Annotated in this window: 16 protein-coding genes; 7 read left to right on the forward strand and 9 right to left on the reverse strand. The window is 65.8% G+C overall.

Features of this window, described 5'->3' with window-relative positions; translation table 11 throughout:
* Positions 1-187 precede the first annotated feature (187 nt).
* Both I6F12_RS00835 and I6F12_RS00840 read right to left on the reverse strand, forming a co-directional pair.
* Positions 188-364, reverse strand: a complete 177-nt coding sequence (locus I6F12_RS00835; RefSeq protein WP_225112092.1) for a hypothetical protein — start codon at positions 362-364, stop codon at positions 188-190.
* Positions 361-579, reverse strand: coding sequence for a hypothetical protein (locus tag I6F12_RS00840; protein ID WP_225123961.1), 219 nt, complete (start codon positions 577-579; stop codon positions 361-363). The genes I6F12_RS00835 and I6F12_RS00840 overlap by 4 nt, the downstream gene beginning before the upstream one ends.
* A 264-nt stretch (positions 580-843) precedes the next feature.
* Between I6F12_RS00840 and I6F12_RS00845 the strand changes: the two genes are divergently transcribed.
* Complete coding sequence (locus I6F12_RS00845) at positions 844-1,245, forward strand: hypothetical protein (RefSeq protein ID WP_225155279.1); 402 nt, start codon at positions 844-846, stop codon at positions 1,243-1,245.
* Between the two features lie 31 nt (positions 1,246-1,276).
* Here the strand turns inward: I6F12_RS00845 and I6F12_RS00850 are convergent, their stop codons facing one another.
* Both I6F12_RS00850 and I6F12_RS00855 read right to left on the reverse strand, forming a co-directional pair.
* Positions 1,277-2,128 (reverse strand): CoA ester lyase, encoded by an 852-nt coding sequence (locus I6F12_RS00850; RefSeq protein WP_225126117.1) that lies wholly within the window; start codon positions 2,126-2,128, stop codon positions 1,277-1,279.
* Positions 2,128-2,631, reverse strand: coding sequence for a MaoC family dehydratase (locus I6F12_RS00855; protein WP_333919378.1), 504 nt, complete (start codon positions 2,629-2,631; stop codon positions 2,128-2,130). Before I6F12_RS00855 ends, I6F12_RS00850 begins: the two co-directional genes overlap by 1 nt.
* A 96-nt stretch (positions 2,632-2,727) precedes the next feature.
* Here I6F12_RS00855 and I6F12_RS00860 point away from each other — a divergent pair, with 96 nt between their 5' ends.
* Entirely contained in the window at positions 2,728-3,894 is a 1,167-nt protein-coding gene (locus tag I6F12_RS00860; RefSeq protein WP_036007218.1) for an acyl-CoA dehydrogenase family protein, read from the forward strand.
* A gap of 20 nt (positions 3,895-3,914) precedes the next feature.
* On the opposite strand, the gene I6F12_RS00865 is transcribed toward I6F12_RS00860, so the two are convergent.
* The 3 genes from I6F12_RS00865 to I6F12_RS00875 form a co-directional block, all read right to left on the reverse strand.
* Positions 3,915-5,489 (reverse strand): AMP-binding protein, encoded by a 1,575-nt coding sequence (locus I6F12_RS00865; protein ID WP_225155728.1) that lies wholly within the window; start codon positions 5,487-5,489, stop codon positions 3,915-3,917.
* A gap of 33 nt (positions 5,490-5,522) precedes the next feature.
* On the reverse strand, positions 5,523-6,158 hold the full coding sequence (gene upp / locus I6F12_RS00870; RefSeq protein WP_036007202.1) for a uracil phosphoribosyltransferase: 636 nt from the start codon (positions 6,156-6,158) through the stop codon (positions 5,523-5,525).
* A gap of 84 nt (positions 6,159-6,242) precedes the next feature.
* Positions 6,243-6,983, reverse strand: coding sequence for a crotonase/enoyl-CoA hydratase family protein (locus I6F12_RS00875; protein ID WP_225155280.1), 741 nt, complete (start codon positions 6,981-6,983; stop codon positions 6,243-6,245).
* Positions 6,984-7,065: 82 nt separating this feature from the next.
* Between I6F12_RS00875 and I6F12_RS00880 the strand changes: the two genes are divergently transcribed.
* Positions 7,066-7,647, forward strand: a complete 582-nt coding sequence (locus tag I6F12_RS00880; protein ID WP_225155281.1) for a TetR/AcrR family transcriptional regulator — start codon at positions 7,066-7,068, stop codon at positions 7,645-7,647.
* A gap of 40 nt (positions 7,648-7,687) precedes the next feature.
* Here I6F12_RS00880 and I6F12_RS00885 read toward each other — a convergent pair whose 3' ends face one another.
* A complete protein-coding gene (locus I6F12_RS00885; protein ID WP_036007210.1) occupies positions 7,688-7,879 on the reverse strand; it encodes a hypothetical protein in 192 nt (63 codons plus the stop codon).
* A gap of 23 nt (positions 7,880-7,902) precedes the next feature.
* Complete coding sequence (locus I6F12_RS00890; protein WP_225146845.1) at positions 7,903-8,367, reverse strand: hypothetical protein; 465 nt, start codon at positions 8,365-8,367, stop codon at positions 7,903-7,905.
* A 535-nt stretch (positions 8,368-8,902) separates the two neighbouring features.
* Between I6F12_RS00890 and I6F12_RS00895 the strand changes: the two genes are divergently transcribed.
* The 4 genes from I6F12_RS00895 to I6F12_RS00910 all read left to right on the forward strand — a co-directional run bounded on the left by I6F12_RS00895 (position 8,903) and on the right by I6F12_RS00910 (position 13,662).
* Positions 8,903-8,992, forward strand: coding sequence for a K(+)-transporting ATPase subunit F (locus I6F12_RS00895; RefSeq protein WP_035698142.1), 90 nt, complete (start codon positions 8,903-8,905; stop codon positions 8,990-8,992).
* A gap of 113 nt (positions 8,993-9,105) precedes the next feature.
* A complete protein-coding gene (gene kdpA, locus I6F12_RS00900; RefSeq protein WP_225155282.1) occupies positions 9,106-10,809 on the forward strand; it encodes a potassium-transporting ATPase subunit KdpA in 1,704 nt (567 codons plus the stop codon).
* A gap of 23 nt (positions 10,810-10,832) precedes the next feature.
* Positions 10,833-12,947, forward strand: a complete 2,115-nt coding sequence (gene kdpB / locus I6F12_RS00905) for a potassium-transporting ATPase subunit KdpB (RefSeq protein ID WP_225155283.1) — start codon at positions 10,833-10,835, stop codon at positions 12,945-12,947.
* A gap of 109 nt (positions 12,948-13,056) precedes the next feature.
* On the forward strand, positions 13,057-13,662 hold the full coding sequence (locus I6F12_RS00910) for a K(+)-transporting ATPase subunit C (protein ID WP_225155284.1): 606 nt from the start codon (positions 13,057-13,059) through the stop codon (positions 13,660-13,662).
* The last annotated feature ends 19 nt before the right edge of the window (positions 13,663-13,681 follow it).

Below are 13,681 nucleotides of genomic sequence, written 5' to 3' on the forward strand. Positions count from 1 at the left end.
GCCCGGGCTTGTCCCGCCTGCGCGGCCGAAGCCGCTTCGGCGCGGCGAAGGCCCGGGCATCCACGTTCTTTGTGCTGCGTGGAAAGGCATGGATGGCCGGGACAAGCCCGGCCATGACGCTGTGGAGACAGTCGGTGCACATAGCCACATCTCATGTGCGATAGCCCGGGAGGCGTGATCTCCCAGCTCAGGCCGCGCGGTGATCCCATTCGCCTTGCAGGTCCCGGATCAGCCGCCGCTCGCGTTCGATGCGCTGGCGATAAAGCTGGCGCTCATGCTCGCTCTTGGCGCTGGCAAGAAGCAGCTCGTAATGGCCGATGACCTTCTCGCTGCCGCGGATGAGCAGGTCGCGTTGGCTGTTCATTGCGCCATCCCCAACGCGTTCGCCGGCGCTTCGGCGGCGCGGAAGCCGACGGGAAAGGTGGTGGCGGTCAGGCCATCGAGCGCCGATCGCTCTTCCGCAAGTCGCCTCTCGATGAATTGGCGCTCGAGCTGCGACAGCCTGGTCTTCAGCAGGCGCCGGTAGCGGTGGATGTTGTTGCGGTGCGCACGAATGCGGGCCAAATTCTCATCGAGCATCGTCGTCTCTCCAGACGGTCGCGTTAGATCCTTTGGTTTGCGAGGATGAGAAGATCTCTTCTCGGCGAAAAAATATTCAGCGGGTGAGCGGTGTCAAGATGTTGGCGCGCCTGTCCTTGTCGCTGGCTCCTGGAGATCGATGGTCGGCCAATCGAGCTGTCCGGACGCCCGGGTTCCGGGCGCGATTGCCTTCTGTTGGCCGGCAAGCGAACCTCGTGTGGCCATATTTGAGCAGGAGTGATCTGTCGCGAGGGAGGCGCTCCGATGAACAAGGCACTGATCACTGCTGTCGCAATGCTGGCCTGCGTGCCCGTGGGCGCGCTCGCGCAGGAGCGCGCGGGCGATGCGGCGCTCGGCGCGGTCTCGGGTGCGGTCGTGCTTGGGCCGGTGGGTGCGGTCGCCGGCGCCTTGATCGGCTACACGGCCGGACCTTCGATCGCCCGGTCCTGGGGCCTGAGAGGCTCGCAGTCGGCCAGGCACCGGCAGCCGCCGCCGCGTCGCGCCGCCGCGACCGGCAGCCCGTCGCGCACGCGCGAGGCGATGGCCGCCAACGGCCAGATGAGAGCTGCCGGCAATCCGGCCCCGCCGGTCCAGGCTCCGCCGGTTCAAGCCGCGCCTGCCGCGCCGGCGCATTCCTCGGCACCGCCCGTTCAGGGGTTCGACTGAGGCCGGCAGCCGGCCCGGCTTGCGTCCCGCTCTAGGACTGGCCGAGAATCTTCATCGCCGCGCGAAGGTGCGGCTTGTCGATCATCTGACCGTCGAGCCGCAACGTGCCGGAATTGGGATTGCTCGCGAACGCCGCGATCACCTTCTCCGCCCAGGCGCGCTCGGCCTCCGTCGGCGCGAAGGCCGCGTTGACGATGTCGACATGCTTGGGGTGGATCAGCGCCTTGGCCGAAAAACCGTCGCGCCGCGCGGCACGCGTCTCCTGCTCGAGGCCGGCGAGATTGTCGATGTCGGTGTAAACAGTGTCGATCGGCGCGACCTCGGCGGCTGCCGCCGCGATCAGGCAGAGATCCCGCGCCAGGCGATAGGGGCTGTGGAACACGCCGCCGCTCGCCTTCTCGGTAGCGCCGAGCGAGGCGGAGAGATCTTCCGCGCCCCACATCAGTCCGGCGAGGCGAGGGGAGCTGCCCTTGTAGCTGCCGAGCCCGAAGATCGAGCCGGCGGTCTCCGTCGCGACGCAGACGATGCGGGTCGCGCCGATCGCGATGCCGGAGGCGGCTTCCAAAGCTTCGAGCCAGGTCGCGACCTGACGCACGTCGTCGCCGCCTTGCGATTTCGGCAGCACGATGCCATCAGGCCTGCCCGGCATGATCGCGGCGAGATCGGCCAGCGTCATGCCGGTGTCGAGCGCGTTGACGCGGACATAGAGCTGATGCGGGCCGGGGCGGCTCTTCAGCATCGAGAGCGTCAGCTCACGCGCCTCCGCCTTCTTCTCGGTGACGACGGAATCCTCGAGATCGATGATCAGCGCGTCGGCCTTGCCTTCGCTCGCCTTCTCGAATTTGCGCCGGGAATCGCCCGGCACGAACAGCATCGAACGCATCAGACCGGCCTCTTGTGCATCATCGCCATGCGGCGGCATTTGCCGACAATCTCGTCGTTCTGGTTCAGGGCATGATGCTCGAACTCGACGATACCGGCCTTGGGCCGCGATCTGGATTCCCGCACAGAGAGCACCTTTGTCGTGGCCCGCAACGTGTCGCCATGGAAGACCGGCTTCGGAAAGGTGACGTCGGTCATGCCGAGATTGGCGACGGTAGTCCCTAAGGTCGTATCATACACCGTCATGCCGATCATGATGCCGAGGGTGTATAGGCTGTTGAAAATGCGCTGGCCGAACTCGGTCTTCTCGGCGAAATGCGCGTCGATGTGCAGCGGCTGCGGGTTGAGCGTCAGCAGGCTGAACATGGTGTTGTCCATCTCCGTGACGGTCCGGGTCAGCGGATGCCTGAACTCCTGGCCCACGGAAAAGTCCTCGAAATATAGTCCGGCCATCGCGGTTTCCTCCCTGCGAAATAACGGCGCGCGCGCAGCGTCGCGCCGCATGACCCCATGCATGGTAGACACACTTCGCGGGCAAATTCACGTATCTGCATGCAGTTTTTCGAGCTAAAGAACGCTTGGCGAAGGGAGATCAAGACCATGGATTTCGCGCTCACCGATCAGCAGGAAGCCATTCGCGACGCCATCGCCAAGATCTGCGAAGGCTTTCCCGACGCCTATTGGCTGAAGAAGGACCACGACGGCGGTTTCCCGCACGACTTCCACAAGGCGCTGGCGGACGCGGGCTGGCTCGGCATCTGCGTGCCCGAGGAATATGGCGGCTCCGGGCTCGGCATCACGGAAGCTGCGATCATGATGCGCACCATCGCCGAGTCGGGCGCCGGCATGTCCGGTGCCTCGGCGGTGCATATCAACGTGTTCGGGCTCAACCCCGTCGTCGTATTCGGCACCGAGGAGCAGCGCAGGCGCATGCTGCCGCCGATGGTCGAGGGCCGCGAGAAGGCGTGCTTCGCCGTCACCGAGCCGAACACCGGCCTCAACACCACCCAGCTCAAGACCCGCGCGGTCGCCAAGAACGACCGCTACATCGTCAATGGCCAGAAGGTGTGGATCTCGACCGCGCAGGTCGCGCACAAGATTTTGCTGCTGGCGCGCACTACGCCGCTGGAGGAAGTGCGCTCGCCCACCCACGGTCTCAGCCTGTTCTACACCGATTTCGACCGCAACAGGATCAAGGTCCACGAGATCGAGAAGATGGGCCGCAAGATCGTCGATTCCAACGAGCTGTTCTTCGAGGATTTCGAGATTCCGATGGAGGACCGCATCGGCGAGGAAGGCAAAGGCTTCGAGTACATCCTCGAAGGCATGAATCCGGAGCGCATTCTCATCGCGGCCGAGGCGGTCGGTCTCGGCAAGCTCGCGCTGTCGCGCGCGACCGAATACGCCAAGACGCGAATCGTGTTCAATCGTCCGATCGGCAAGAATCAAGGCATCCAGCATCCGCTCGCGGTGAACTGGGTCGAATTGGAAGCGGCCTGGCTGATGGTGATGTCGGCGGCCTGGCAATACGACAAGGGCATGCCCTGCGGCGCCGCGGCCAATGCGGCGAAATATCTCGCGGGCGAAGCGGGCTTCTCGGCCTGCGAGCAGGCGGTGATGACCCATGGCGGCTTCGGCTACGCCAAGGAATTCCACGTCGAGCGCTATTTGCGCGAGGTGCTGATCCCGCGCATCGCGCCGGTCAGCCCGCAGCTCGCGCTCAGCTTCATCGCGGAAAAGGTGCTGGGGCTCGCCAAGTCGTACTGAACAAGTCGTACTGAGCGAATCTATTCGGCGGCGATCCGCTCCATCGCCATGGCGCGAAGCCTGGCGCGCTGGATCTTCACGCCATTGGCACTGTCGGTCACCGGGAAGGCGTCCACGACATAGATCCGCGCCGGCACCTTGTAGCCGGCGAGCCGCTCGCGCAGACGCGCGATCAGCGTCTCCTGGATGGGCGGCTCCGTTGTCGGGATCACGAAGGCGACGCAGCGCGCCTGCCCCTTGAGATCGATGGCGACGACCTGGGCGTCGGCGACACCGGTGCAGGATTTGAGCTCGTCCTCGATCTCACCGGGCGCGACCAGGAAGCCGCCGAGCCGCATCGCATCGCCGGCGCGGGTCTCGTAGACGAACGACCCGTCGCCGCGCAGCCGGCCGATGTCGCCGGTCCGGAAGAAGCCGTCGGCGGTGATCGCCTCGCGCGTCGCCTCCGGGTTGTTGAAGTAGCCGAGGAAGCGCGAGGGCGCGCTGATCTCGATCTCGCCGGAGACGCGGCTTCCGGCGAGCTCGCCGGTCTCGACATCGCGCACGCGGACTTTCGCCTCCGGCGACATCGGCCAGCCGCCGCCCTCGATCCGATCGGCAAAGGCATCACTGGGGCGGCCGATCGAGAACAGCGCCTGCACCTCGCTCGAACCGTAGAGGCCGAACAGCTTCATGCCGCGCGCTTCGGCTTCCACAGCCAGCTCGCGCCAGCCGGGTTGGAACGCGGCGAAGCCGCAGACTTCGAGATGCGGAAACGGGCGTGGCGCATCGGTGAGGGCGAGGATGCGCCGGAACATCTCGTCCGAACCGAAGGAATGCGTGATGCGCTCCGTGCTGAGGATCTGCAGCGCCGGCGCTGCGTCGAAGGCATCGAGCACATGAATGGTCGCACCGCTCGCGAGGAAACCGAGCAGGCTCGTCATGCCGAACGTGCCGCAGAACGGCAGCATCGCCAGCAACGAATGACGGTGGGGATCGAGCTGGAGCGCGTGGGCGACGGAGGCGGCGTGCGTCGCCAGCGTCCGCTGCGAATGCGCGACCAGCTTCGGCCCCTTGGTCGTGCCCGACGTGGTGTAGAGCAGCACGGGCAGGTCGACATCATCCTGGGGCAGCGGAGGGGGCGGGTAAGGCGTCTCGAACGCATCGAACCGCACGCAGGGCCAGCGTGCGGGGATCGCATCCGCGCCGACCACGGCCAGCCGTTGGAGCGCGGGCACCTCGGCCTCGGCGACGTCGGCGAGGATGGTGGCAAAGTCGATCGCGCGGAATGCCGCCTCGACCACCATGAGCTTCGCGCCTGATAGTTTGAGCAGGTGCGCGACTTCTGCGCTGCGATAGCGCGTATTGACGGCGGCGATGACCGCGCCGAGCCGCGCCGCGGCGAACAGCAGCGCGAGCCATTCGACCCGGTTGACCAGCCAGACTGCGACGACGTCGCCCTTGCCGATGCCTTGCGCGGCTAGCCAGGCGGCGCTCTGCTCGATCTTCGCCGAGAATTCCGCGCGAGAGACGGCCTTGCCGTCGAATACCAGGGCAGGGTCGGCGGCGGTCTTGATCCGGAGCAGCGATTGCAGCGAAAAATCGTTGGCACTCATGGCCATCGGACTAACCCGGTCGTGCAAACCTGTCTACTTGGTGCCGAACATCCGGTCGCCGGCGTCGCCCAGGCCTGGCACGATATAGCCGTGGTCGTTGAGCCGCTCGTCGATCGCGGCGGTCCAGATCGGCACGTCGGGATGCTCGCTCTGGAACTTGGCGATGCCCTCGGGCGCGGCCAGGAGGCAGACGAAGCGGATGTCGCGGGCGCCGCGAGCCTTGAGCAGGGACGCGCCGGCGCAGGCGGAATTGCCGGTCGCCAGCATCGGATCCATCAGGATCACGGTGCGGTCGGACAGGTCCTGCGGCGCCTTGAAGTAATATTCCACGGCCTGCAACGTCTCGGGGTCGCGGTAGAGCCCTATATGGGCGATGCGCGCCGACGGCATCAGGGCGAGCATGCCGTCGAGAAAGCCGACGCCGGCGCGCAGGATCGGCGCCAGCGTGAGCTTCTTGCCGGCGATCTTGGGTGCCTGCATCGGCGCGATCGGCGTCTCGATGTCCACCAGCTCCAGCGGCAGGTCGCGCGTCACCTCGTAGGCCAGCAGCATCCCGATCTCGTTCAGGATCTCGCGAAAGCTCTTGGTCGAGCGGTCCTTCTCCCGCATCAGGGAGAGCTTGTGCTGGACCAGGGGGTGGGCGACGACGTTGACATTGCCTGTGCTCATGAAACCGCTCTACACGGTTCCGTGAAACTGCGCCAGATCGGCCAGGTAGTTTTAGGCAACGCCTTTTCCGCGGGATAGCCGACCTCAACCGGGCAGCGCGACTGCGCTGCGCGCGCGGTTGCTTGCCTCATAGGCAGCCATGGTCAGCTCGCGATCGATCGCCGCGCGCATGGCGTCCATGGCTCCCCGGCGCAGGCGCCGCTTTGCCGTGGCATGCGACGGCTTGTGGATGGCGCGCAGGCCGGTGATGATCGTCTCGATCGTGGCGTCGACCATCTCAGGTGTATCCACGCGATCGAGAAAGCCGGCCGTCTGCGCCTCCCCGGGTTCGTACATCTCGCCAAGCGTGACGGTACGGCTGAGCCAGGCCGGATGCAGCCGGCTGCGCGCGAGCTCGATGGCAAAGCTGGGAGGCGCGATGCCGATCGCCACCTCGTTCAGCCCCATGCGGTGCGGTCCGCGCGCGCCCAGCCTGACGTCGCAGGCGAGCAGCAGGAACGTTCCCATCGGGTAAGCATGGCCCTCCATCACGCCGATGGTCGGATGCGGAAACGACATCAGCCGCAGCGCAAGCTCGGCGCCGGCCCGGACCATCTCGAGGCTCTTGGCGGCATCGCCCGAGGCGAACACTTTCAGATCGAAGCCCGCGGAAAAGATGCCGGGCCGGCCCGAGCGCAGCACCACGATCTCTGCCTCCGTCTCGGCGCGGTCGAAGGCGGCGCCGATCTCGCCCAGCATCGCGGCCGACATCACGTTGACCTTGCCGTCGTCGAGCCCGATCCGCGCCACGCCGTCGTTCAGTTCATAGATCACTCTCTCAGGCATCTGCCTCTCTCCGTCATTGTCATGCCTTGACTGTCGGAGGCTGATGTAGACCAATCAATATAATTTTCGAGCGGAGAGTGCCATGCCGGCCGTGCCGAAGCACCGTCAGCCCATCATCAATGCCGCGGTGACGCTATTCCGCCGCCAGGGATTTGCCCGCACCGGCCTCAACGACATCGTCGACGTCAGCGACGCGCCGAAGGGGTCGCTCTATCACTACTTTCCGGACGGAAAATCCTCGATCGCGGTGGCGGCGGTGGAGGAGGCGGGCCGCCGCGTCGCGGCGACGGTCGCCGAGCTCGCGGCAGAGTGCGGCTCGACCGGCGAGCTCTTGCGCGCGCACGCCAGACTGCTGGCAGGCTGGATGCAGGGCTCCGGCTTCCGCAACGGCTGCCCGATCACGACCGTGCTGCTCGAGCTGGCGCCGCGCGAGCGCGCCGTGTCGGAGGCCGGTCGCAAGGCCTATTCGGCACGGCTATCGATCCTGCGTGACAAGCTCGTCGCCGACGGGTTTGCCAGGCCGCGGGCGGAGGCGCTGGCGGTGCTCTGCACGTCGGCGCTCCAGGGCGCGCTGATCCAGGCCCGCGTCGAGCGCAGCGGCCGGCCGATCGAGGTCACCGCGTCGGAGCTGGCGCGACTGATCGAGGCGGAGGTGAGGAGCTAGCCGCCGAGGCCGCGAAAGATCATCACGTCCGCAATGCCGGTCAGGCCTGGAGATGCCAGATATGGATTGCGGTCCTCAGCGCGATCAGCGCGGTGAGCACGCTGCCCATCGACAGCATGGCCAACCCATGCAGGGCGATACGCTCGAGTCGAGCTTTGCGCAGCTTCGATATGGGCAACTGCTGTTCAGCCCTCAGACGGGGTCGCTCAAAGCCGAGAATCGGCGTCGGCATTTCTCGTGTCCTTTCAGATGCGTCTAGCGGGAATTGTGGCAGGCGACCGGCTCGTAAAGCGGATCCAGCATAGGGCGCACCGACGGAACGCTCGGCCGCGACACTTCGATGGCCAGCGTTCGGACTTCGACGAAGGCCGACAACAGAGAGAGCGCGAGGTCGGCATGGCGCGCATCGACCGCGGAATCCAGCCAGTCCGGCAGCTCGCGCTCGCGCGACAGCGCGCAATGCCACTCGCCGTCATCGTAGGCGATGCGGCGGACCTGCCACATCGGCAGCTCGAGCTCCAGCAGCGCCAGCGCCGCATCGGCCCAGGCTTCCGCATCGATCAGGCCCACGACGCGGGCTGCGCGTTCGCTCCGGCCCAGCGACGGCAAGCGTCGGCAGGCGCGACCGATGATGTCGAGCATCAGCGGCCGCGTCATTGAATGGGCCTTGCGCAGCTGCTCGGCGAGCGAGGGGAGATCGAGCGGGTGGAGAGCGGTCATATCAGGCCTCCTGGAATTGGCGTCGGTCAGTCGGCCGGCCTCGCCAAGATGGCCTGGAGGGCATTTGAAAACGAGAGAGGGTTCGGGTGAGAGATATAAGGATTCCATAAGCGGCCTCCTCAGGATGAGGCTCATCGGCGTCAGTGCCCGCTGAAACTATGGCCGCGCACTCCGCCCTCATCCTCAGGAGCCCGCCCCAAGCGGGCGTCTCGAAGGATGGCTGCGGGGAAAGCTCTCAGGCGCGAGCCCTGCGCCGGGACGGGCCGGCCTTTATGAGATTCCTATAACGTCGCCATAGGTCTCATCTCGAAAACCTATGGGCGCGGTGGCACTTCAGCGCGGTGAAGTTCCCGCCCGTGCCGCGCTCGATCGCAGCAAGCGGCCCGCCGGGATCCAGAGACGGGCTATGCCGGACATCGTCTCTCCTAAGGAGTATCGCCATGATGGACCTTTTGATGCTGGCGCTGGGCTTCCTCTTCTTTGCCCTCGCGATCGGCTACACCTACGCCTGCGAACGGCTGTGAGGGAGCGGACCATGATCTTCGATTATGCGCTCGCCGGCGCCGTCTCGTTCGGCCTCCTGATCTATCTCACCTATGCACTGCTGCGGCCCGAGCGGTTCTGACGCCGTGCTGCTGCTCGCAAAATTGCTGCTGGCCGAGGCTGCGCTCGTCGCGGGCCTGCTCGCGCTGCTCCTGCCGCTTTTGCGCCGGACCAAAAGCCTGAAGGGTTAATGCCATGACTGCGATCGGTTGGTTCCAGATCATTCTTTATTGCGCGATCGTGGTCGCGCTGACCAAGCCGCTCGGCTGGTACATGACGCGCGTGTTCAACGGCGAGCGCACCTTCCTGTCGCCCGTCCTGCGCCCGATCGAGGCCGGCATCTACTGGATATCCGGCGTCGACGAGAAGCGCGAGCAGCACTGGCTGACCTACACGGTCGCGATGCTGCTGTTTCATGTCGGCGGCTTCCTCATCATCTACGGCCTGATGCGGCTGCAGGCCGTGCTGCCGTTCAATCCAGCCGGCCAATCCGCGGTCGCCGAGGATCTGTCCTTCAACACCGCGATCTCCTTCATCACCAATACCAACTGGCAGAACTACGGCGGCGAGAGCACGCTTTCCTATCTGACCCAGATGGTCGGCCTGACGCACCAGAATTTCCTGTCAGCGGCCACCGGCATCGTGCTCGCGGTTGCCCTGATCCGCGGCTTTGCCCGCGCGTCGATGCGCACAATCGGCAACTTCTGGGTCGATGTGACCCGCTGCACGCTCTACATCCTGCTGCCGATCTGTGTCGTGTTCACGCTGTTCCTGGTCTGGCAGGGCATCCCGCAAACACTTGGCGACTACGTCGAAGCGACCACGCTCGAGGGCGCCAAGCAGACCATCGCAGTCGGCCCCGTCGCCTCGCAGGTCGCGATCAAGATGCTCGGGACCAATGGCGGCGGCTTCTTCAATGCCAATGCCGCTCACCCCTTCGAGAACCCGACCGCGCTGTCGAATTTCGTGCAGATGCTGTCGATCTTCGTGCTCGGCGCGGCGCTCACCAACGTGTTCGGCCGCATGGTCGGCAACCAGCGCCAGGGCTGGGCGATTCTCGCCGTGATGGGCGTGCTGTTCGTCGCAGGCGTCGCCGTTTGCTATTGGGCTGAAGCCAGCGGCACCACGACCCTGCATGCACTCGGCCTGACCGGCGGCAACATGGAGGGCAAGGAAGTCCGCTTCGGCATCGTCGCGTCCTCGCTCTTCGCCGTGATCACCACCGCCGCGTCCTGCGGTGCCGTGAACGCCATGCACGACAGCTTCACCACGCTCGGCGGCATGGTCCCGCTGATCAACATGGAGTTAGGGGAGATCATCGTCGGCGGCGTCGGCGCCGGCCTATACGGCATGCTGCTGTTCGTCGTTCTCGCGATCTTCGTCGCAGGCCTGATGGTCGGCCGTACGCCGGAATATGTCGGCAAGAAGATCGAGGCCCGCGAGGTCAAGATGGCGATGCTCGCGATCCTGATCCTGCCGCTGATGTATCTCGGCTGGACCGCGGTCGGCGTGGTCTATCCGGCGGCGGTCGCCTCGATGGCGAATGCCGGCCCGCACGGCTTCACCGAGGTGCTCTACGCCTTCACGTCGGCCACCGGCAACAACGGCTCGGCCTTCGCAGGCCTCACCGGCAACACGTTCTTCTACAACCTCACGCTCGCCAGCGCGATGTTCGTCGGCCGCTTCTTCATGATCGTTCCGGCGATGGCGATTGCGGGCTCGCTCGCGGCCAAGAAGTCGGTACCGCCGTCGGCGGGCACCTTCCCGACCACCGGCGGGCTGTTCGTCGGCCTCGTGGTCGGCGTGATCCTGATCATCGGTGGCCTGACCTTCTTCCCGGCGCTCGCACTCGGTCCCATCGTCGAGCATCTCGCGATGAACGCCGGCCAAGTGTTCTGAATCTGGTTGTTGGAGTGACCTCCATGGATACGATGAAACTGCAAAAGCGCCCCCCGATGTCGGCGATGCTCGATCCCAGGATCGTGGTCCCCGCGATCCGGGCCTCGTTCACCAAGCTCGACCCGCGGCTGATGGTGAAGAACCCAGTGATGTTCGTGGTCGAGATCGTGGCCGCGCTCACCACGGTGATCTTCCTCCGCGATGTCGTCACGGGCGGCGCGGGCCTCGGCTTCACCTTCCAGATCATCCTCTGGCTCTGGTTCACGGTGCTGTTCGCCAACTTCGCCGAAGCGGTGGCCGAAGGCCGCGGCAAGGCGCAGGCCGAGACGCTGCGCAAGACCCGCACCGAGAGCCAGGCCAAGCTCCTGAGCGGCGCCGGCCAGGCCTTCAAGCTGGTCCCGGGCACGAGCCTGAAGGTCGGCGATCTCGTGCTGGTCGAGGCCGGCGACACCATTCCTTCCGACGGCGAAGTGATCGAGGGTGTCGCCTCCGTCAACGAGGCCGCCATCACCGGCGAGTCCGCACCCGTGATCCGCGAATCCGGCGGCGACCGTTCGGCGGTGACGGGCGGCACGCAGGTGCTGTCCGACTGGATCCGCGTGCGCATCACCGCAGCGCAGGGATCGACCTTCATCGACCGCATGATCAAGCTGGTCGAGGGCGCCGAACGGCAGAAGACGCCGAACGAGATCGCGCTCAACATTCTGCTCGCCGGCCTCACCATCATCTTCGTGTTCGCCACCGTGACGATCCCGAGCTACGCCGCCTATGCCGGCGGCTCGATTTCGGTGGTCGTGCTGGTGGCTCTGTTCGTGACGCTGATCCCGACCACGATCGGTGCGCTGCTGTCGGCCATCGGCATCGCCGGCATGGACCGCCTGGTGCGCTTCAACGTGCTGGCGATGTCGGGCCGCGCGGTCGAGGCCGCCGGCGATGTCGACACGCTGCTGCTCGACAAGACCGGCACCATCACGCTCGGCAACCGGCAGGCGACCGCCTTCCGCCCCGTGCGCGGCGTCACCGAGCAGGAACTGGCGGATGCCGCCCAGCTCGCCTCGCTGGCGGACGAGACGCCGGAAGGCCGCTCCATCGTCGTGCTGGCCAAGGAGAAGTATGGCATCCGCGGCCGCGACATGGCCGAGCTCGGCGCGACCTTCGTGCCGTTCACGGCGCAGACCCGCATGAGCGGAGTCGACGCCGGCGGCTCGTCGGTGCGCAAGGGCGCGGTCGATGCCATGCTGAACTATGTCGGCGGCGGTGCACCGCTGGCGGTTGCCTCGGGCAACGCCGCGCGGGCGCTTCAGCCTGCCGCACTTTCCGAGGTCGGCCGCGAAATCCAGGCCATTGCGGACGAGATCTCCAAGGCCGGCGGTACTCCGCTTGCGGTTGCCAAGGACGGCAAGCTGCTCGGCGTCATCCAGCTCAAGGACATCGTCAAGGGCGGCATCCGCGAGCGTTTTGCCGAGCTGCGCCGCATGGGCATCCGCACCATCATGATCACCGGCGATAACCCGATGACCGCCGCCGCCATCGCGGCAGAAGCCGGCGTCGATGATTTCCTGGCGCAGGCAACGCCCGAGGACAAGCTCAAGCTGATCCGCGACGAGCAGGCCAAGGGCAAGCTGGTGGCGATGTGCGGCGACGGCACCAACGACGCGCCGGCACTCGCCCAGGCCGATGTCGGCGTCGCCATGAACACCGGCACGCAAGCCGCCCGCGAGGCCGGCAACATGGTCGACCTCGACTCCAACCCGACCAAGCTGATCGAGGTGGTCGAGATCGGCAAGCAGCTCCTGATGACGCGTGGTGCGCTGACCACGTTCTCGATCGCCAACGATGTCGCCAAGTATTTTGCGATCATCCCGGCGATGTTCCTGGCGTTTTACCCGCAGCTTGGCGTGCTCAACGTCATGAACCTGTCGAGCCCGCAGAGCGCCATCCTGTCGGCGATCATCTTCAACGCGCTGGTCATCATCGCACTGATCCCGCTGGCGCTGAAGGGCGTCGCCTATCGCGCCGTCGGCGCCGGCGCGCTGCTCCGCCGCAATCTCCTGATCTACGGGCTCGGCGGCATCGTCATTCCCTTCATCGGCATCAAGGCGATCGATCTCGCGGTGACCGCCTTGCACTTGGCTTAACCCCGTCATTGCGAGGAGCGAAGCGACGAAGCAATCCAGACTGCCTCCGCGGAAAGACCCTGGATTGCTTCGCTTCGCTCGCAATGACGGAAGACACAGGAGACCGAACATGCTCAGAGAAATCCGCCCCGCCATCGTCCTGTTGCTGGCGCTCACCGCCATCACGGGACTTGCCTATCCGCTCGCCATGACCGGTATTGCCGGCGCGCTGTTTCCCGTGCAGGCGCAAGGCAGCCTGATCGAGAAGGACGGCAAGGTGATCGGCTCCGCCCTGATCGGACAGGAGTTCAAGGACGACAAATATTTCCATGGCCGCCCGTCGGCGACGCTGGCGCCGGACCCGAACGATTCGACCAAGACGGTGCCCGCGCCCTACAACGCCGCCAATTCTGGTGGCTCCAATCTCGGTCCGACCAGCAAGGCGCTGGCCGACCGGTTGAAGGACGATGTGGACAAGCTCAGGAACGAAAACCCGAACGCCTCGGTGCCGGTCGACCTGGTGACGACGTCGGCCAGCGGCCTCGATCCGAACATCTCGCCGGAAGCGGCGCAATTCCAGGTGCCGCGCGTGGCGAAGGCGCGCAATCTGCCCGAGGATCAGGTCAAGCAGCTCGTGACCGCCAGCACCGAAGGCCGCCTGCTCGGCCTGCTCGGCGAACCCAGGGTTAACGTTCTGGCGCTGAATCTCGCGCTCGATCGCATGGCCGCGAAGTAGCCGTCTAGGCTCGCAGTGT

Origin of the sequence: Bradyrhizobium sp. IC4059, assembly GCF_020193615.1 — a bacterium.
Lineage (GTDB): Bacteria > Pseudomonadota > Alphaproteobacteria > Rhizobiales > Xanthobacteraceae > Bradyrhizobium > Bradyrhizobium yuanmingense.